At 52.3% G+C, this 20523-nt stretch carries 16 protein-coding genes and 1 other RNA gene; 6 read left to right on the top strand and 11 right to left on the bottom strand.

Features of this window, described 5'->3' with window-relative positions:
• The first annotated feature begins 428 nt into the window (after positions 1-428).
• The 3 genes from NEA10_RS09135 to NEA10_RS09125 all read left to right on the top strand — a co-directional run bounded on the left by NEA10_RS09135 (position 429) and on the right by NEA10_RS09125 (position 4682).
• Entirely contained in the window at positions 429-1391 is a 963-nt protein-coding gene (locus NEA10_RS09135; protein ID WP_252665034.1) for a DMT family transporter, read from the top strand.
• 161 nt (positions 1392-1552) lie between these two features.
• Positions 1553-3262, top strand: a complete 1710-nt coding sequence (locus tag NEA10_RS09130; RefSeq protein WP_252665033.1) for a transglutaminase domain-containing protein — start codon at positions 1553-1555, stop codon at positions 3260-3262.
• Between the two features lies 1 nt (position 3263).
• Positions 3264-4682, top strand: a complete 1419-nt coding sequence (locus NEA10_RS09125; RefSeq protein ID WP_252665032.1) for a TldD/PmbA family protein — start codon at positions 3264-3266, stop codon at positions 4680-4682.
• 289 nt (positions 4683-4971) lie between these two features.
• On the opposite strand, the gene NEA10_RS09120 is transcribed toward NEA10_RS09125, so the two are convergent.
• From NEA10_RS09120 to NEA10_RS09110, 3 genes are all read right to left on the bottom strand, one after another.
• Positions 4972-5406, bottom strand: coding sequence for a hypothetical protein (locus NEA10_RS09120; RefSeq protein ID WP_252665031.1), 435 nt, complete (start codon positions 5404-5406; stop codon positions 4972-4974).
• A 105-nt stretch (positions 5407-5511) separates the two neighbouring features.
• On the bottom strand, positions 5512-6162 hold the full coding sequence (gene hisG, locus NEA10_RS09115) for an ATP phosphoribosyltransferase (protein WP_252665030.1): 651 nt from the start codon (positions 6160-6162) through the stop codon (positions 5512-5514).
• A gap of 167 nt (positions 6163-6329) precedes the next feature.
• Positions 6330-7391: a LysR family transcriptional regulator gene (locus tag NEA10_RS09110; protein WP_252665029.1), complete on the bottom strand. Its 1062-nt coding sequence runs from the start codon at positions 7389-7391 to the stop codon at positions 6330-6332.
• Between the two features lie 870 nt (positions 7392-8261).
• Here NEA10_RS09110 and NEA10_RS09105 point away from each other — a divergent pair.
• The 3 genes from NEA10_RS09105 to NEA10_RS09095 all read left to right on the top strand — a co-directional run bounded on the left by NEA10_RS09105 (position 8262) and on the right by NEA10_RS09095 (position 13155).
• Positions 8262-9266, top strand: coding sequence for a phosphoribulokinase (locus tag NEA10_RS09105; RefSeq protein ID WP_252665028.1), 1005 nt, complete (start codon positions 8262-8264; stop codon positions 9264-9266).
• A 360-nt stretch (positions 9267-9626) separates the two neighbouring features.
• Positions 9627-11513 carry an ATP-dependent zinc metalloprotease FtsH2 gene (gene ftsH2 / locus NEA10_RS09100; RefSeq protein WP_252665027.1) on the top strand — a complete coding sequence of 629 codons (1887 nt, stop codon included), beginning with the start codon at positions 9627-9629 and terminating at the stop codon, positions 11511-11513.
• A 1129-nt stretch (positions 11514-12642) separates the two neighbouring features.
• On the top strand, positions 12643-13155 hold the full coding sequence (locus NEA10_RS09095) for an REP-associated tyrosine transposase (RefSeq protein WP_252665026.1): 513 nt from the start codon (positions 12643-12645) through the stop codon (positions 13153-13155).
• A gap of 303 nt (positions 13156-13458) precedes the next feature.
• Here the strand turns inward: NEA10_RS09095 and NEA10_RS09090 are convergent, their stop codons facing one another.
• The 8 genes from NEA10_RS09090 to moeB all read right to left on the bottom strand — a co-directional run bounded on the left by NEA10_RS09090 (position 13459) and on the right by moeB (position 20414).
• The gene (locus NEA10_RS09090; RefSeq protein WP_252665025.1) at positions 13459-14634 is read right to left on the bottom strand and encodes an aminotransferase class V-fold PLP-dependent enzyme; all 1176 of its coding nucleotides are present in this window, start codon (positions 14632-14634) and stop codon (positions 13459-13461) included.
• Between the two features lie 15 nt (positions 14635-14649).
• A complete protein-coding gene (locus tag NEA10_RS09085; protein ID WP_252665024.1) occupies positions 14650-15234 on the bottom strand; it encodes an SH3 domain-containing protein in 585 nt (194 codons plus the stop codon).
• 74 nt (positions 15235-15308) lie between these two features.
• Entirely contained in the window at positions 15309-16346 is a 1038-nt protein-coding gene (locus NEA10_RS09080; RefSeq protein ID WP_252665023.1) for a Gfo/Idh/MocA family protein, read from the bottom strand.
• Positions 16347-16372: 26 nt separating this feature from the next.
• Entirely contained in the window at positions 16373-17119 is a 747-nt protein-coding gene (gene rnc / locus NEA10_RS09075) for a ribonuclease III (RefSeq protein WP_252665022.1), read from the bottom strand.
• Positions 17120-17159: 40 nt separating this feature from the next.
• An RNA gene (gene rnpB / locus NEA10_RS09070) (RNase P RNA component class A) lies at positions 17160-17559 on the bottom strand.
• A gap of 131 nt (positions 17560-17690) precedes the next feature.
• Positions 17691-18527 (bottom strand): Npun_R2479 family HD domain-containing metalloprotein, encoded by an 837-nt coding sequence (locus NEA10_RS09065; protein WP_252665021.1) that lies wholly within the window; start codon positions 18525-18527, stop codon positions 17691-17693.
• A 77-nt stretch (positions 18528-18604) separates the two neighbouring features.
• On the bottom strand, positions 18605-18832 hold the full coding sequence (locus tag NEA10_RS09060) for a hypothetical protein (RefSeq protein ID WP_252665020.1): 228 nt from the start codon (positions 18830-18832) through the stop codon (positions 18605-18607).
• 409 nt (positions 18833-19241) lie between these two features.
• Positions 19242-20414, bottom strand: a complete 1173-nt coding sequence (gene moeB / locus NEA10_RS09055) for a molybdopterin-synthase adenylyltransferase MoeB (RefSeq protein WP_252665019.1) — start codon at positions 20412-20414, stop codon at positions 19242-19244.
• Between the last annotated feature and the right edge of the window lie 109 nt (positions 20415-20523).

Below are 20523 nucleotides of genomic sequence, written 5' to 3'. Positions count from 1 at the left end.
AGTGTTTTGGCCCCCTTCATTGAGAGGGGGCTTTTTTGGGAGTAAAGATTATCCCTCATATTATGGCTAGAGGCAAATCACGGGGACAATGGTTTGATAGGGAAATTTTTAAGGATAAGTGGCCATTCAACAAAGATGATGGTAGACTTGATTCATGGGCATCGTCCGGGACGCGAAGTCAAACATCTGCCCTGGTTAATTTTAAAATTACTCCTCAAAAAGTTGATGTTTACATCAACAAGCCCTAAACTCCCATAAAATTCCTTAATTTTGTATTGAGTTAGACTGTCAGACCGGCTCAGAAGTTGTAAAGATACAAAGACTCTGGAGGTAAAACACCTCAGGAGCGGTGGGTTAGGATTCTCATCCCAGAGCGGGAGAGCGATCGCCCACCAAGTCAGAGTTCAGTCATCAAGTAACCCAGTCTAATGTCGAGTTCCGCAGACATCTCCCAGGGAGCGATCGCCGACTTAACCAAAGAAGTCAAACAGGGCGATCGCCAGGCCCTAATCAGCCTCTGTATCGCCTTAATTTCCGTCTCCTTTGCCCCCATTTTCATCAAATTTAGCGAACTCGAATTGGGAGCTAATGCCACAGTTTTTAACCGTTTATTCTTCTTTTTTATCATCTTCGGTTTCGGTCGCTTCTGCCAGAGCCGAATCTCCCCAACCCAGCCTATAGAGGAAGTTCAAGCAATAACCCGCCGACAATGGCTCCTCCTAATTGGCGTCGGAGCCATCGCCATTACCTCATTAGTCCTGTGGGCAATTTCCTTGCAATATACAACCGTTGCTAAAAGTATGTTGCTCAATAATCTAACTCCAATCTTCACCAGTTTAGGAAGTTGGCTCTGGTTCGGCAAAAAATTTGACAAGCGATTCCTAATCGGCATGACCATTGCCCTAATGGGCGCGATCGCCCTCGGCTTAGAAGACCTAAACGGAGCCGAAGGAACCCTCCTCGGCGATAGTTACGCCCTCCTCTCCGCCGTCTTCCTCGGCATCTACTTTCTCATCGTCGAACAACTGCGATCGCGCTTCAGTGCCACCACCATACTGCTGTGGCGTTGCAGTATCGGCAGCCTCCTCCTCCTCCCCCTCGTCATTTTCCTCGAAGGACAACTCTTTCCCCAGAGTCTAACCACCTGGCTCGCCGTCCTAGGACTCGCCCTCATCAGCGAAGGACTCGGCCAACGACTGCTGGCCCAGAGTATGGACAAACTCTCCTCAAGCTTCGTCTCCCTCTTCCTCCTCCTCGAACCCATGGTGAGTGCCCTGCTCGCCTGGTGTATCTTCAACGAAGCCCTGAACCTAATCACCGGAATTGCCTTTATCATCGTCTTTAGCGGCATCTACCTCGCCAAAACCAGTCAAGCCGCCGCCGCTCACTAGCCCCCCTAGCCGTCCCATCCCCGAGGAATGGTAGTCTAACAATCAGTTCCCCAAAAGCGGACAGTGTTACCGTAAAACGTCACCCAGAACCCGACCCACCCCAGCCTCAACAGTCATCTGCCGGTGACCCCTTGCCCGTTACCCTTTGTCCCCCTTCTGCCATGACTCAGCCTCTCGAACGACATACCCTCAGACCCCATGGAGTTTATGCCCTTCACGGACTCACAGTGCTGCCGGCCAACCCAGACACCGGCTCAACACAGCCCGAACTTATCGCCGTGGATGCCGTTCGGGGCTATATCATCGCCGTCAACCCAGACACCGACGATACCCGCGTCTTAAACCCCCATAACGCCGCCGACTTCATCGGCGTGGGGGGGATGACCATTTGTGAGAACACCCTCTGGTTTACCCGAGGCGATAGCATCTACTTCTGTAACCTCGACGACTTCATTGCCCAACGCTTCATCACCCTCCCCTACGCCCTACAAGGCGTCGCCGTTCAAGGGGGAGCCATTTACGTCAGTTGTCAGAAAGAAGCCCTAATTTACGTCTTCTCCCGAGACAGTCAAAAAGAAATTACCAGCTTTTACGCCCCAGGAGTGGGAGTTGAAAACCTCGCCGTTCGTGGCGAAGAACTCTGGGTCACCGATACCGTCGAGCAAACCGTATACTGTATGGACCGTGGTACCGGGTCTATGCACTTTAGCGTTCTCACCCCCTTTTCCTCCCCCACCGCCCTAGCCTTCTATCCCCATCCTAACCAGGAAGAAGACCTCCTCTACGTCGCCTACGCCTACGAAGAACCCTATATCCGGGACGACCCCAACGCCGCCAACCCCTATCAACTTACCTTCCGCGATCGCACCTTCATCCATCCCCTCCACGTCTATCACAACGCCGAGAACCATTACACCCTCTCCAACGGCTACCGCATCGAAATGACCTACACCGAGGAACTCTCCCCCCTCGATGCGGTGGAACTCAAAGACTTTGAATGGCACATCGCCCTTCCCGTCGATACCCCCCGTCAGAGGGTTCACGGTATCGAAGCCATCGGCCTCCCCTTTGAAACGCGGGTTATCCAAGAACAACCCATGGCCGTCTTCAAGTTCGACCATCTCAAACCCTTTGAAGCCCGGATTTTCGGCTGGAAAGCCATCCTCGATGTGCGGGGAATCAAATATAACCTCAAACCCGGCGATGTCAGCGAGTTGCCCGAGTTACCCCCCGACTATCCCGAACGCTATCTCGTCGATAATGACAACTTAGCCATGGACACCGATACCGTCCAACGGGCCGCCCGTAACGCCGTCGGTAGTGAAACGAATCTCTTGCGGCAAGTGTTGAGTATCCGTGATTATGTCTATGACCGCCTCGAATATGGCATCAAACCCCATATTGATACCCCCGATGTGGCCCTAAAACGGGGCATGGGGTCTTGTGGGGAATATGTGGGGATTCTCCTGGCCCTATTGCGTCTCAATGGCATTGCCTGTCGGACTGTGGGCCGCTATAAATGCCCCGCCCAAGCAGAACTACGGGAAGTCCCCATGCAGCCGGACTTTAACCATGTCTGGCTGGAGTTCTTTGTCCCTGGCTATGGCTGGATTCCGATGGAGTCTAACCCCGATGGTATGGGCGATCGCGGCCCCCACCCCCTACGCTTCTTTATGGGCTTAGCCTGGTATCACTTAGAATTAGTCAAAGGGGCAAAATTTGAAAGTCTCATGAAAGACGGCAAGCGACTGCCCAAAACCGAAGTGTCCATGGGAGACCTAGCCATCAACCATGTACGGTTCCGGATTTTGCAAGAGTTGCCACCCCCCGGCCCCACCTCCCCCAGTGACCCGACGACAAACCTTTCCTAGTATGGCGAACCCTCTAGCCGACCTGCAAAATCAAATCAGCGATACCCTCAAACGCTATCAACATCGCGTGGATTACCTCGCCATCCGCTTAGAAGCCTCCGAGGGGACTGATATTTTCCTGCGGGGGATTCAGAAGACCCCCCACGCCGACCATCACATCGAAACCCTCAGCGAAGATGTCAGCTTGGGGGGGCAAGTGCGGGCCTGTTATAAGGGAGGTTGGGGCTTTTCCAGTTTTAACCGACTCTCCCAATTGGGCGATCGCGTCGAGGAAGCGGTCACGGCGGCCCGTCTCGTCGGCTGTGAACAGACCGAACTGGCCCCCATTCCTATCCTCACCGATATCTGTCAATTGCCCCTCACCGGAACCAACCCCCGCGAGATTGACCTGAAACAGAAAAAAGACCTTTGCGATCGCTATATCGAGGAACTGTTAAGCATCAGTCCCCGCATCGCCACCACCTCCGTCCGCTATAGCGACTGTGCCAAACGGCTCCTCATTGCCACCTCCGAAGGGTCATTCATCGACCAATCCTGGATTGACCTAGAAATGCGTTTCGCCGCCACGGCCCGCGACGGCGAAACCGTCCAAACCGGTCGTGAAACCAGTGGCTCTCGTCGAGGGTATGAGGACATGACCGACCTCGACAAACAGGTCAAAAGCGCCGCAGAACGGGCGGTAGAAGCCTTAGAATTACCGGGTGTACGGGGGGGAACCTATCCCGTCGTAATTGACCCAATTCTCAGCGGTTTATTCGTCCATGAAGCCTTTGGCCATCTTTCCGAAGCGGACATGGCCTATGAGAACCCGGACTTACTCGAAGTCATGACCCTGGGACGACGATTTGGCGGCGAGGACTTACAGATTTTTGACGGTGCGGCCCCTCAGGGTCATCGTGGCAGTTATTGTTACGACGACGAAGCCACCCCCGCCACCACCACCCAACTGATTGAAAATGGGGTATTAGTGGGACGACTCCATTCTCGGGAAACCGCAGGACGCCTAGGAGAAGCGGCGACGGGAAATGCCCGCTGTTTGGACTATCAGCACTCTCCCATTGTCCGCATGACCAACACCTGGATTGGTCGCGGAACCACCCCTGTTGACCAACTCTGTGCTGGGATTGAGGAGGGAGTTTATGCTCGAAATTGGCTGGGGGGAATGACTAATGGAGAGATGTTTACCTTTAGTGCTGGGGAAGCTTGGATGATTCGCAATGGGGAGTTAGGGGAGAAGGTGCGAGATGTCACCTTATCGGGGAATGTGTTTCAAACCCTGGCGGATATTGAGGCGATTGGCGATGATTTCTACTGGGATGAGTCTGGCGGCTGTGGCAAGGGAGGCCAGAATGGCCTACCCGTTGGCTGTGGGGGTCCGAGTTTGCGGATTAATAATGTTGTGGTTGGAGGGGAAGCTTAAATGGGGGATTGGTGCAACTCTGCACTGGAGAAGGGTTTTGAGCCAGTCATGCACCCCTCCTTGAGCAATTCGATTTGACGAGTTCTCGGCTAACCCCTGACTCAAAATCTCGGATATAACTCCTTCATAAATTGGGTTATCTCGTTCAATTAAATCGAGTTTTTGTAACCCCAATTCTTTCATATCCTGATGTTGAATTGGCTCCGTTGATGCGGCTTCAGGAGGTAAGCCTCGACGCGCTTTTTTCCAGGGAAACTCCCCGTGGGTCATCTCGCTCAGTCGATATTTGCTAGAGGGGAAACTGATAGTAAATTGTGCCAGTATCGCTGACCTGGAACGTGGCTTCAAATTGTTTGGCTTGCTGGTCTAGGTAAGTTTTCGCTGCGTCTCCTGACAGACCTGAGGCGATCGCAAACTGCATGACCGTGACAGACCCCTGGTTACTCTGAACCACCTCATAAAACACCTTTTGTAACCGTTCCGCCTCGGTGGACGCCTTAGCCTTAATAGATTTTTGACCCTTAGCCCCCAAAAGAGGAGGATGTTGCATCATCCACTGTCCCAACTTAGCAAAGCCAGCGGTAAATCCTAGGCAGAAGAGAAAGGCTAAAACATTCTCTAGTAAGGCTCCCTCGCTATCAAACAGCACAACGATCGCAACGAGGAGAAAAAATGCTGCACCACCGTAAGCAAAAATTCCCAAAATAGCTCGAATCAGCTTCATGGCTCACCAGTCCCAATGCGGATTTCTCCCATCTTAGACCGAAACATGGCGGTCAGGGGAGATTCATCCTGGCCCCTCGGCTAGATTGACCAGCCAAAATCTGGATTAACTCACTCCTACTGGGTTACAGCGCGATCGCAACCGGTCGACAATCTCCTCTAAACCATCATGATTGAGGCGATAACTCAAGGGATGGGCCACCAAGCGGGCCGTACTCTCAAACAAGACCTCAATTTCAATCAGACCATTCTCCTTCAACGTGCGTCCTGTAGAGACCAAATCCACAATCGCCTCGGACATTCCGGTAATGGGCCCGAGTTCCACCGAACCATAGAGGGGGACAATTTCCACCGGTAAATCCAAACTGCGGAAATAGTCCCGCGCACAGGTGACAAACTTCGAGGCCACCCGACCATGAATCGGTAAATCCAAGGGACTGCGATAGGGACTCGACGCCTTCACCGCCACCGAGAGACGACAACCGCCAAACCCTAAATCAGCCACTTGGGCCACATTGGGATGTTTTTCCCGCAAGACATCGTAACCCACGATTCCCAGTTGCGCCTGGCCATATTCCACATAAACCGGGACATCTAAGGCCCGTACCAGTAACCCTCGGGCCCTTCCACTCTCATCCAACATCTGAAGTTGGCGATTGTTTGAGTCTAGGAAACCACTAAAATCTAGACCAACAGCCTTCAGGGAACGAATACTGTCTTTTAAAAGTGCGCCTTTCGGCAGTGCGATCGTCAACATAAGAAAGAATACTAGCCTAGTAATAGACAATTGAGAACGGACAGTTTAAGCGTGTAAATTCGTTTTGGTGTCTCACCACGAAGATTCGCTGTTGTACTTTTTATTCTGTCTTTTTTGCAGCAATTCCTGAGGCAGTCCAGCTTCATCCAAACTAGACCTGAGACGAATCAACCCGAATCGCCGGAATCGGCCAGGGATTCTGCCACGGACTTGACATCCATCTCTGGAGTTTCCGCCGCTGGGGGGTCTTTTCCCTTGCTATTGGCCTTGACACGGGGGATGGGTTCGAGAAGTTTGGGGTCAAGCTCCTGATTCGAGAACAACGGTAGAATCTCGGTAATAAAGGCCTCAGCAGCCTTGGAGCGATAGCGATTGGGATTATAGATGAGATTGAGCGTCCGTTTCACCACAACCTCCTCAAGGGTCGCTCGGTGTAAGACCCCCATCTCCAACTCCTTCTCGATCGCCGATACTGAGACAAAGGCCGCACCGAGACCCGACTGCACCGCATTTTTAATCGCCTCAATGGAATTCAGTTCCATCTCTAGGGTTAAGCGGCGCGTATCGATATCACAGCGGCCCAAAACGCGATCGATGACCTTGCGAATCGTCGATTGAGAGTCCAGCGCGATGAACTGTAGATTATACAACTCCTCCTTATGAACCGACGGCAATTTAGAGAGGGGGTGAGACACTGGCAGAATCAGAGCCAGTTCATCCTCAGCATAGGGGAGGATTTCCAGAGAATCTTGTAAATCCGTGGGAACCTCACCACCGACGATCGCCAAATCCACCTGGCCATTGGCCACACTCCAAGAGGTGCGGCGAGTAGAATGGACATGGAGTTGCACCGCCACATCTGGGTAGCGTTGCCGGAAGGCGCCAATGGTGCGGGGGAGGAGATAGGTTCCCGTCGTTTGGGAGGCCCCGACAATTAGAGTTCCCCCCTGTAAATTTTGCAGATCTTCAATGGCTCGACAGGTTTCCTGACATAGCGTCAGAACCTTCTCCCCATAACTGAGCAGTAAATGACCCGCCTCAGTCAACTGGGCCCGTCGTCCGCCGCGATCGAACAGAGGGACATCCAACTGTCGTTCTAAATTTTGAACCTGAAGGCTCACCGCTGGCTGGGAAACATACAGACTGTCAGCGGCCCGCTTAAAGCTACCCTCCGAGGCGATCGCCTTGAGGATGCGTAGCTGATCCAGAGTAAAAGGAAGGTCAGACATAGATGAAAAGTCGGTGAGGGAAAAGCGCCATCTGGCAGCCCACCCATGTCACTAGCGTACCGGAGTGGGTGCGTTTTTTGACCCCCTCAAACAACGACAGTAGCATAAGAGCGAGTCAGGGCCTTCAAAGTTTTGTTGCTTAGACATCGAGGTTGAACAAACCCAGGATCAGAAAAATCCCCGTAGACTTGTAGCGGCCCTCCCCCTTTGCTAAAATTTATCTCACAAGTAGTAGTAAATACTTAAAAGACAAATACAGGTTCTTCCCCACAGGCAATCGGATGCTCTGTCAAGTTGTCTGCCGCTTTAAGGAGAGTCTTCAAGGGTCTTGTGGGTAACGATTTTCGCGGCCCAGCCAGATCAATTGTGAGCCTAGACTTATGGTAGACTGCTGATCGAGTTGTCACATCAACTCGAAGTCACGACAGCCAGGCGTCTGTTGAGAACTTGGACAACCCTGTGGAAGACTGGGTTAGACCTGTGGACGCTGAGTTAGACCAAGAGAAACTTAGTTTCGGTCAGCTTCGGCAAGGGAAGCAGGATGTCTCGGTTGTCATTGGCGATCGAATCGTTGATGCGATCGCTGGCACTTAACCAACCTTTTGCGTTGGCGCGGCAGTCCCGTGTTCTACCGAACCGGTGAGCGTTGGGAGAGATCGCGCCTCAATGTGGGACCAAAATGCCAAGAGATGTCAACTCGGGTAGACTTGTCAAACACAGTGGGGTTGGGCGAGGGTATGATCCCCAATCATATCCGAGGGGTCGCCTCACTATAAAAAAGCAAATCCCGTCCTGGGAGAAAAAGCCTGTGCTGCAACGCCTAAACGGTCAGCGCCGGGAGTACGTCACATGTGTCGATAGAGGAAACTTATGAGCATGAAGCCAGATCGCGTGGTTCTTATTGGTGTCGCGGGAGATTCAGGTTGTGGGAAATCTACGTTTTTGCGCCGACTCTCCGATTTATTCGGTAAAGAAAAGTTGACCGTCATTTGTCTCGACGACTATCACAGCTTAGACCGTAAAGGACGCAAAGCTGCCGGGGTCACAGCACTAGATCCTAAAGCCAACAACTTTGATCTGATGTATGAGCAGATCAAGTCTTTGAAAGAAGGCAACCCCATTGACAAACCCATTTACAATCACGAAACGGGAGAACTCGATCCTCCTGAACGAATCAACCCCAATAAAATCATCGTCATCGAAGGATTGCACCCGATGTATGACGAGCGAGTTCGTGGCTTGCTGGACTTTAGCATCTACCTCGATATCAGTGACGAGGTGAAAATCGCCTGGAAGATTCAGCGGGACATGGCGGAGCGGGGTCACACCTACGAAGACGTTCTGGCCTCGATTGAGTCTCGTCGGCCTGACTTTGAACAATACATCGACCCGCAGAAACAGTACGCGGACATCGTGATTCAGATTCTACCGACGAATCTCATCAAAGATGACAAAGAACGTAAAGTTCTCCGGGTGCGCCTCATTCAACGCAATGATGTTGACCATCTCGAACCGGCCTATCTATTCGATGAAGGCTCCACCATTAACTGGACCCCCTGCGGTCGTAAGTTGACCTGTTCCTATCCTGGAATGCGCCTGTTCTACGGTCCCGACACCTATTATGGACATGACGTGTCCGTCTTAGAAGTCGATGGACGCTTCGACAACCTCGAAGAAATGATTTACGTCGAAGGTCATCTCAGCAACACCTCGACGAAATACTACGGCGAACTGGCCCACCTACTCCTCGAACACAAGGAGTACCCAGGTGCCAACGATGGAACCGGTCTATTCCAGCTTCTGTCCGGTCTGAAGATGCGCGAGACCTACGAGCGTCTCACCTCCAAAGATTCTAAGGTCGCGGTAGAAGTCTAAATCCAAGCCTCAACTCAAGGTTTGCCAGATACGGAGTCAGGAGTCTTACACCCTGGCTCCGTTTTCTATGACAGACACTTAAAAAAGGACTATTAAAACGGCAAAAAGGCCTTAAGAGTAGTCCTTTTGGGGTAAAAAAAGTCCCGATTGATATGACTATAATTACCCATTCTCTTGCCTCTTCCCTCTTCCCCCTTCCTCTCCCCTCCTCTTCCTCTGTGTCCTCTGTGCCTCTGTGGTAACCCTCTTGCCTCTTGCCTGCTCTTCCCCCTTTCCCCAAAGTTATGTTACATTTAGTTAAGATTATGAAATGAAAACGCATCTAAAAATAATCGTTGCCGCAATCGGAGATAACTGATTATGAAATTTTCTTGGAGAGTTGCCCTGCTCTGGGCTATGCCATTATTGGTCATTGGTTTCTTTCTTTGGCAGGGGGCCTTCGCGTCCTCAGCCGTGACCAGTGGTGGTAATGCTGCCACAACCCGCATGAGCTATGGTCGCTTCCTCGACTACCTCGATGCCGGCCGGGTGACCAGTGTGGACCTCTATGAAGGAGGTCGGACAGCCATTGTAGAAGCTCGGGACCTTGACCTCGATAACCGGATTCAACGGTTACGGGTTGACCTTCCCGCCAACGATTCTCAACTGATTGCCCGTCTACGGGAAGCCAATGTGAGCTTGGATACCCATCCTCCCCGGAATGATGGAGCCATCTGGGGTGTGTTAGGGAATCTCATTTTCCCGATTCTGCTGATTGCTGGCTTGTTCTTCCTCTTCCGTCGTTCCAGTAATGCTCCCGGGGGTCCCGGACAGGCGATGAACTTCGGGAAATCTAAGGCTCGGTTCCAAATGGAAGCCAAAACCGGCGTTCTCTTTGATGATGTGGCCGGTGTGGATGAAGCCAAAGAGGAACTCCAAGAAGTTGTGACCTTCCTCAAGAAACCCGAACGCTTCACCGCTGTCGGTGCGCGGATTCCTAAAGGGGTGCTGTTGGTTGGCCCTCCGGGGACGGGTAAAACTCTCATGGCCAAGGCGATCGCCGGTGAAGCGGGTGTGCCTTTCTTCAGTATCTCCGGTTCAGAATTTGTGGAGATGTTCGTCGGGGTCGGTGCCTCTCGGGTGCGCGATCTCTTCAAGAAAGCCAAAGAAAATGCCCCTTGTATCATCTTCATCGATGAGATTGACGCCGTCGGTCGTCAACGGGGTGCTGGCATCGGTGGCGGTAATGATGAACGGGAACAAACCTTGAACCAACTCCTGACGGAAATGGATGGGTTCGAGGGGAATACAGGAATTATTATTATTGCGGCAACCAACCGCCCCGATGTCCTGGATTCAGCCCTATTGCGTCCCGGTCGTTTCGACCGTCAGGTGACCGTCGATGCTCCCGATATTCGCGGCCGTCTCTCGATTCTCGATGTTCATGCTCGCAATAAGAAGTTAGATCCTTCCGTGTCCTTGGAGGCGATCGCCCGTCGGACTCCCGGTTTCACGGGGGCTGACCTAGCCAACCTCCTCAACGAAGCGGCGATTCTCACGGCCCGTCGTCGCAAGGAGGCCATCACCATGGCTGAGATTGACGATGCGGTGGACCGGGTTGTGGCCGGGATGGAAGGAACGCCTCTAGTCGATAGTAAGAGTAAGCGATTGATTGCCTATCATGAGGTGGGCCATGCGATCGTGGGGACCTTGGTTAAAGACCATGACCCCGTGCAAAAAGTCACCCTAGTTCCCCGTGGCCAGGCCCGAGGTCTGACCTGGTTTGTCCCCTCGGAAGACCAAACCTTGATTTCCCGGTCTCAGATTCGCGCTCGTATTGCTGGGGCCTTGGGAGGACGTGCTGCCGAGGATGTGATTTTCGGTGACGCGGAAGTGACCACTGGGGCTGGAAATGACTTGCAACAGGTGACGAATATGGCTCGTCAGATGGTGACTCGCTTTGGGATGTCGGATCTCGGTCCCATGTCTTTGGAGAGTCAGTCCTCTGAGGTGTTCTTAGGTCGTGATTTGATGACTCGTTCCGAGTATTCCGAGGATATCGCCTCTCGGATTGACGCTCAGGTGCGGGCGATCGTGGAACAGTGTTATGAGGAGGCGTGCAGCCTGATTCGTAACAATCGGGCGGTGATGGATCGTCTGGTGGACTTGTTGGTGGAGAAAGAAACCATCGATGGGGAAGAGTTCCGGCAGATTGTGGCGGAATACACCCATGTTCCTGAGAAGGAACAAGTTGTGCCGACTCTATAGATAGGTTTCGGCTCAAGTTTGACCCCCCAGTTTCTGGATGAGACTGGGGGGTTTTTAGTACCACCTCGAACGGTAGGATGTGTTGCGGCATCAGTGAAGGTTAGCTGTGTCAGAAAAATCCTAAACTTGCCGCAACGCATCATCCCCGGCTGTATGATTAACCGGGGAAAAGCAACGCCAATCAATTCATCGGTGCTTGAACGGTAGGATGTGTTGCGGCATCAGTGAAGGTTGGCGGTGTCAGAAAAATCCTAAACTTGCCGCAACGCATCATCCCCGGCGGCAATCGGTGCGTTCCGGCAAGTTGAAAATCTTGGGTCAAGGTTTAAGATGAATTGATGCCGGGACGCACCCTACCGTTGCCTGTATGATTAACCCGGGCCATCGGTGCAATAACGGTAGGATGTGTTGCGGCATCAGTGAAGGTTGGCGGTGTCAGAAAAATCATAAACTTGCCGCAACGCATCATCCCCGGCGGCAATCGGTGCGTTCCGGCAAGTTGAAAATCTTGGGTCAAGGTTTAAGATGAATTGATGCCGGGACGCACCCTACCGTTGCCTGTATGATTAACCCGGGCCATCGGTGCAATAACGGTAGGATGTGTTGCGGCATCAGTGAAGGTTGGCGGTGTCAGAAAAATCATAAACTTGCCGCAACGCATCATCCCCGGCGGCAATCGGTGCGTTCCGGCAAGTTGAAAATCTTGGGTCAAGGTTTAAGATGAATTGATGCCGGGACGCACCCTACCGTTGCCTGTATGATTAACCCGGGCCATCGGTGCAATAACGGTAGGATGTGTTGCGGCATCAGTGAAGGTTGGCGGTGTCAGAAAAATCATAAACTTGCCGCAACGCATCATCCCCGGCGGCAATCGGTGCGTTCCGGCAAGTTGAAAATTTTGGGTCAAGGTTTAAGATGAATTGATGCCGGGACGCACCCTACCGTTTGGTCTATCATGAACCTGGCCAATCGGTGCGTTCCGGCAAGTTGAAAATCTTGGGTCAAGGTTTAAGATGAATTGATGCCGGGACGCACCCTACCGTTGCCTGTATGATTAACCTGGAAAAGGTTTAAAATGGATTGATACTGGGACGCACCCTACCGTTTGGTCTATCATTACTGAAATGACATGGCAAATTATCGGCGGAAACCTTGGAACGGGGCCACGTATTTTATAACACAGGTGACCTGCGATCACCTGCCTTGGTTGTGCCGTGATATAGCTCGGTTGGCTCTGCGAGAGGCAATCACAAAGGTTCGTCGAAAACGTCCTTTTGAAATTGACGCCTTTGTTTTATTACCTAACCATTTCCATGCTCTATGGACGTTACCAGAAAATGATGGTGATTTGTCAATACGAATGCGTTTACTGAAAAGCTACGTGACCCGCTCAATTGCTGATAAATTGGATTTGGAGACCAGGAAAAATCTATCCCGAGAAGCCCGGCGGGAACGCAATTTATGGCAGCGGCGGTTTTGGGAACACCGGGTGAGAGATGAAAAAGAATTTGCCGCTTATTGCGATTACATTCACATCAATCCGGTTAAACATCAATTGTGCCAATCTCCCACCGATTGGCCCTGGTCAAGCGTTCATCGCTTTATTCAACAAGGCATTTATTCTCCTGATTGGGGCGTTTAATCAGTAGGTTAATCGGTGGGTCAATCGGTAGGATGTGTTGCGGCATCAGTGAAGGTTTGCGGTGTCGGAAAAATCCTAAACTTGCCGCAACGCATCATCCCCGGCAGAAACCTCCATCAATCCATCGGCGAGGCGGTGCGTTCCGGCAAGTTGGAAATCTTGGGTCAAGGTTTAAGATCCATTGATGCCGGGACGCACCCTACCGTTTGGTCTATCATTAATCTGGGAAAGCGGTGCGTTCCGGCAAGTTGGAAATCTTGGGTCAAGGTTTAAGATCCATTGATGCCGGGACGCACCCTACCGTCAATTGACCTCGATAAAGCGACGAATCTGCCGCAATACCTCCTCAATCTCCCCCTCATCGCTGAAGTAATGGACACAGGCCCGAACACAACTGGGGTCGAGAAGGGTCCGTACCATCACGCCTTGCTCCTGCAAAAACTGCACCAGGCCCTTGTGTTCCCCTGACTCCAACACAAACGACACTAACCCCGCCTCCGGGGGAGCCGTCCGTAAACACGTGACTTGGGGAATCTCCCCTAACCCTTGCCACAGTCGCTCACTATTGCGGCAAATCTGCTGATAGCGTTCTTTCGCCGTTCCCCAACCCCGATGAAGCGCGATCGCCTCCCGTAATCCCACATACAAGGGATAGGCCGATGTAGCAATCTCATAGCGTTGTGCATCGGGTTTCCAGCCGGTGGGGTTACCGCTGCCATCCATGGTAATGCCGCGCCAGCCGATAAATGTGGGACGCAGACTGGCCATGGCCTCCGGGTGACAGTAAAATCCACCCACCCCAGCCGGCCCACACAGCCATTTATGACCGGTAAAGGCATAATAATCCACCCCCGACGCGGCTAACTCCAGCGGTAATACCCCCACGGACTGGGCCGCATCCGCCAACACCCGAATTGGCTCGCCAAATTGAGTGTCCACTTGACGACAGGCGGCGACAATCTCCTTGAGGGGTAACACTTGTCCTGTATTCCAGAGAATATGACTCAACACCACTAAACGGGTCTTAGGGGTTAACCCCTGAGCTATCACCTCAACGGCATTGTCGCTGTTGAGGGTGGCCTGAACTGGACAGATATCCACCTCAATGCCAAAGCGATGTTGAAGTTCCTTCACCGTCGCCACCACCCCAGGATGTTCGCAGTCGGTCATCAGAAGACGATCGCCCTCCTGCCAATCCATTCCCCAGAGGGCGATATTACAGCCGACGGTGACATCCTCCGTCAGAGCAATGGTGTCCGGGGTAACCCCCAACTCCTGGGCGATCGCCTCCCGGGTTTCCCGAGCACAGTCCTGGGCCCAAGCATTAGCCTGGGCGGAAAAGGGGCCGATCTGTTGCACCCACTCATAAGCCTGAGCGATCGCATCCAGGGCCGGACGCGATAAGGGCCCCTGACCGCCATAATTGAGATAGGTTTTATTCGCCAGGGCGGGAAACTGTTGTCGTTGTTGTTGAGACACCGTTGCTCTTAAGTCTTAGTCATAGAAGCGCGTACAGTTACCAATCTTATCAACGACTCCGTCACGGCCAACACGAATATAGCCCATGGCTGGCTGTTCAACGGGTAACCAGATATGGCCCGCCTCATCGCGACTGGGGTTAGTACTCCCGAGAATAATAGCAGCCCCCCGGCTGAGAAACCGCAGAATCTCACTATCGGGATTATTAGAGCGATGGATATTCAACCCATCGAGAGCGATGACATTACGCGCTAAGGTGACATCAGGACACATCGCGGGTTCGAAGCGGGCGGTCCCGGCCGGCCGTTGGGCCACCGCACCCGTGGCTTCCCCATCACAGACATACCCAGACCAAACATAACCCCGCTGACCCCCCGCTGCGACCGGTTGCCAGTTCCCGGCTGGTGGGGCAACTCGTTCAACGGAGGTTCGATTGTCGAGAACCGTCAAGACTCGACCCCCGGGGCTTTCTCGTAGGTTTAAGCGCGCTCCAGGGGTGCAAATATGGGCATCATTGGGGTAAGACTGAGCGATCGCCCCGTTACCTCCCATTAAGACAGTCCCAAGGGCAAGGGGAAGAAAAGCAAGAGGAAATTTCATGGTTTTAGAAGCGTCAAAGCTCTTTTACGGAGTTGCCTTGAATTTTAGCGGACGGACTGCCCAATCCAAGGCCCCTAAGACAGATTTATGAGCTGACCCCCCGCTTGACAGGACTGAGACAGTCCCTCCAACACCCGCACCAACTGCGCCCCCACCCAACCGGAGGAGCGATCGCAGTCTTGACCGGTTTCAATCCCCTCCAAGAAGCGATCGCACACCCGTCGCAGGGGTTCCCCAGGTGCCACTTCCACGGCTTCTGAGGTCACTGCACTCGGCTGCCATATCCCCCCCTCATCCTGGGTCAGTTGCCCATGAATCAGGGTCAAGGGAGAGGGTGCTAATTCATCAAACACCAGGGTTCCCTGACTGCCAACCACCGCTAAGCGTCGTTGTTTATCTGGGTTGGCCCAACAGAGATGAATGGTCGTCTCCACCCCACTGGGATAGATTAACCGCGCCCAGGCCAAATCCGCCAACCCATCGGGGAACAGATGTTGCGACGCCCCAACCCCCTGGGATTGCAGCCAGATTTTGCCGGTTCCCTGAACCTGAACCGGAAACTCTCCTAACCAATGATTAAAAATGGCGATATCGTGAATCGCTAAATCCCACAGGGCATCGACATCGTAGCGAACCGGACTCAGATGGGTGCGCGCTGCATAGCCATAACGTAACTCCCCCAGGTGGCCCTGACGCACCACCTCAGCCCCCCGTTCAACGCAGGGATTAAAGAGATAAGTATGGTCAATATTGAGCCGTCGTTGCTGTTTTTGAGCCAACTCCCAAAGGGCGATCGCCGTCTGAGACTCTAAGGTTAGAGGTTTCTCCGCCAAGACATGATAGCCCAGTTCCAGAGCCTCACGGATGGTCGTTTCATGGTCAGTGGCGGGGGTGGCGACAATCACTCCCTGAGCCGGTAAATCTTGGGTGTCCCGCCAATTCTGGCTTAATCTCACCCCAGCGGCTGCCAGATTAAACCGTTCATTGACCGCCTCTAAGCGTTGGCGATCGCAATCCACCACCGCCAGCAAGTCCCCTTTGGGATGCTCTAAGATATTGCGAATCAGGTGATTGCCCCAACGACCCGCGCCGATAATAATAATGCCTGTCATAACCTATTAGAAGAAATCGTAACGACTCAAGATTGGGACACGGGGGACTTGGGAGACTGTTGCTCCTGAGACAACGCCACAAAGGCCTCTCGGGCCGCCGCCTGTTCCGCCGCCTTAATCGATCGCCCCAATCCCCGGCCCAAACAACGGTCATTGAGCCACACCTCTGCCGAAAACCGGCAATCGCTATTATGTTCTCGGGTCACCTGTTCCACCACACGATAGGTAGGCAGTTGCCGATAGTGACCCTGAGTCCATTCTTGCAGAGCCGCCTTATAGTTTTGCCGTGCCGGATCTTGACGCACTTCCTCCGCCAGAGGACGAAACGGCTTATCCAACCAAGGGCGCACTAAACTCGTATCATGACTACTCAGATACAGAGCCGCCGCCACCGCCTCCAAGGCATCCGCCAAACGGGAACGGTACCCCGCCTTATCCCCACTGGCACTTCCTCCCACCAACAAATAGCGTTGAAAGCCATAGGATTCAGCAATATCCGCCAAGGTGCGATCGCTCACCAACACCGAACGAATCGCCGCATAGTCTCCCACTTTCGCCTCGGGGTAACTTTCCCAAAGGAACTCCGCCGAAGCCAAACGAATGGCCGCATCCCCAATGAACTCCAAGCGTTCATAGTTGCGGGTTGGCGATATCGTTGGATGGGTTAAAGCGGTATCCAAGAGATCCCAATTTAGACGGGAATCTGGCTCCAACCCCAACTTAAGCATGAATTGATGGAGGGCGTCTTGACGACGGGGATGCAGGGCGACCATAGGTGTGAGGGAAAAATCAGGCAGATTGAATAAAAAAAATAGAGAAAGTAGTCGTAAGCCGGGTTCTGTTCTATCTCAGCGTCCAAAACACCGAGACGGGCAGTTATCTATCTGGGACGTTTGTTACCAAACGCCTCAAGCGGTTCTCCAACTTCGGAACTGGTAAAAGACCAACCTTAGTTCCGGCGACCTTGCACCCACTCGGGGTTTACCGAGCCAGTACCTCTCGATACTGCTGGTGCGCTCTTACCGCACCTTTGCACCCTTACCCTGAAGACGGCACGCCGTGACATCGTTCAAGGCGGTATGTTTCTGTGGCACTCTCCTCACGCTCACGCGCACTGGGCGTTACCCAGCAAGTTCGGTCTTTCGGGTGCCCGGACTTTCCTCAAACTGGCTAAAGCCACGCTCCGCCAGTTCGCAACTGCCTCACCTACTTTCTCTAAAATCTAGTGTGACAGTCGATCGGCTCTAGTGACAAGATGTGGATATCTCCCCTCCGTCACGAGAGGTGTCATCGGGCCCAGGGCCCCAGCAACCGCCGACGCAACCCCCTCAGCCCAGGTCAACATCAAATTGTTGAATGTTCAACGCGAAAGACGTTACTAAAGAGGTTGGCGACGATTTGTTTCCCTTCCTGGGTGACTTCTAGGTATTTCAAACCATCTTTGATATAAGGGTACACGCCATGCCAATAAAACTTGGGATAGCCATTTCGCAAATCCCCAGGGGTTTTGTAACCTAGGGCTTTGTTCGTCCCTGTTTCTTCAAATTCATAGAAGAGGGCACTAATTTTTTGTAAATAGCGAGGGTCACTCAGTTGTCCAATCAGATCCGCCGCTCGCACCAATCCCGGTAAGTTCGAGGTATCCTGATGATCTTCCCCAGCAGGAACAGGAAACCGGGTTAGTTCCATGCTGCTGCGGATGAGTTCGGCATCAATGAGACGATGACCCCCAAAACGTTCATCAATAAAGAGTTTCCCGCGATCCACATGATAGGGAGTCAGGGCCGCATCTGTGGCACCGGGAACGAGATACACCATAGTGTCGTCAATGCCTGTTGAATATAGACGTCGGGTGGGGTCGTCTTTACGACAGACTCCCTTGACATAGCCGATATCATGACAGAGAAGGGCGATGGTAAAGTGTAGCCAGTCTTCACAGGAGACACCCCCTTCACGAATATGTCGCCCCCGCAAGATATCTTGTCCCACTAGGGTGACAAAGATTGTATGCTCCACATTGTGATAGAGAGCATCACTGTTGGCGATATTCTCAAGCGCCATACCGCCTGCCCAGCCGATAATTTCCGCATAGTCGGACTTTAGCCCGCCATAGGTGCGGTGGTAATTTTCTTGGAGTTTGGGGACAAAACGGTCGATGAGTAACTGGGTGGCATTAAACATCGCCTGTTTTCCTTTGCTGTTTCTGTTTGGGGAATTGGGTCACCGACTGTACTGAGGCAACATCCTGACCCCCTATTTTAGCAACTTCCCCGCCCATCTCGGCGATCGCCCGTGCAAGAAACCCAGCCCCGACGCACGGCGTGGAGAAGACGATTCAGCAGGGTGTAGTCGGCTTCGGTGAGGCGATCGCTCAGTAGATACGACCGCAGTTGCAAGCGATCGGCTTTGGTGAGTTTCCCATTCTCCCAAACTTGGAAGAAAAAGTCAGATAAGGTGGGCAGTGAAGGCAAAAATGAATTGGTCATTATCTTAAGAAACTTTCCTATTTCCTCTATGTTCACGGAGATTGAGTTGGTTTGCGGCGATCTCATACAAGTCAGCCGGTAATTGCGATCGCCTCATGAAGTAATTGGGATCGTCTACATTAGTGATGGAGATCGCTTTATATTTGCGATCTCCATCACAATAATTGTTTCAAATATCTGTAACCTAGACGACAAATGTATAAATCTTCATGAAATGTATTAATTCTTAGGAAAGAGAATATGGCTGAGAAATTCTGCCGAGATGAGGGACGTTTGACCGAGAATAACCAGAAATCATGACAAACTTGGGCCCAAAAAAACCCCAATCTCGGAAGACTGGGGTAACGGCATCTAAGGCTCTTTAGGGGGAATAGCAAGAGACAGAACTCTGAATTCCCTCTGAAATGTCTTAGTATTTGGGAACAGACGGGTCAATTTCCTCACTCCAGGCAGCAATACCACCCTTAAGATTCGTTCCCTCAATGCCAGCCTCTTTGAGAATGGAAAGTGCCTTAGCCGAGCGGCCCCCCAGTTTGCAATGGGCAATAAGACGTTTACCCTTGAGCATGGACTTAATCGTCTCAACCCCATCGCCATTCTCGATATCAGGCAACGGAACCAAGGTAGAACCATCAATTTTACCGATTTCGTACTCATTGGGGTTGCGAACATCCACCAACACAAAATCATCGGAACCACTATCGATAAGGCTCTTCAGTTCCGAGACGGTCATTTCTTGAAGATCCATATTCTGTTTATTTTCCTCTGCTTTGGCCTGGGGAATCCCGCAAAATTGCTCATAATCAATGAGTTTCTCAATTTTGGGGCGTTCCGGATTGGGTCGTAACGTTAACTCACGAAACGACATCTCTAGAGAATTATACAGTAAAAGCCGTCCATTGAGGGTTGTACCGCGTCCGAGAATAATCTTGAGCGTTTCTGTCGCCTGAATCACCCCAATCATCCCCGGCAGAATCCCCAAAACTCCCCCTTCAGCACAAGACGGGACCATTCCCGGCGGTGGAGGTTCAGGATATAAGTCCCGATAATTGGGACCTCCTTCATAGTTAAACACTGTCGCCTGGCCCTCAAAGCGGAAAATCGAGCCATAGACATTCGGTTTATTCAACAATACACAGGCATCATTGACCAAATAGCGAGTGGGGAAGTTATCCGTGCCATCCACCACAATATCGTAGGGTTCAATAATCTCTAGGGCATTCTCCGACGAGAGGCGAGTCTCATAGAGGTTCACCTGACAATCGGGGTTAATCTCATGAATGCGAGTCTTGGCCGATTCAATTTTGGGTTTCCCCACCCAGGAGGTTCCATGAATCACCTGGCGTTGTAGATTCGAGTTGTCCACCACATCGAAATCCACAATCCCGAGAGTGCCAATGCCCGCCGCCGCCAGATAAAGTAATAACGGAGAACCCAGTCCTCCCGTGCCGATACAGAGAACCTTCGCCGCCTTCAGACGCTTCTGCCCTTCCAAACCCACTTCTGGCAGGATTAGATGGCGAGAATAGCGTTCATAGTCAGCATTAGTCAGTTGAATTTGCTCTAAGTTTGGATTGAGCATGGGTAATGGGTCTAAGACTTGGTAGAGTCGAGAACGTATGTCGAGAATGTATGTCGTCCAGTGTATTATTCTACCGACTGCGATCGCCCCCGATCCATCCCTGTTACCA

The organism is Phormidium yuhuli AB48 (genome assembly GCF_023983615.1).
Classification (GTDB): domain Bacteria; phylum Cyanobacteriota; class Cyanobacteriia; order Cyanobacteriales; family Geitlerinemataceae; genus Sodalinema; species Sodalinema yuhuli.
This window is presented reverse-complemented; position numbering and strand designations above follow the sequence as displayed.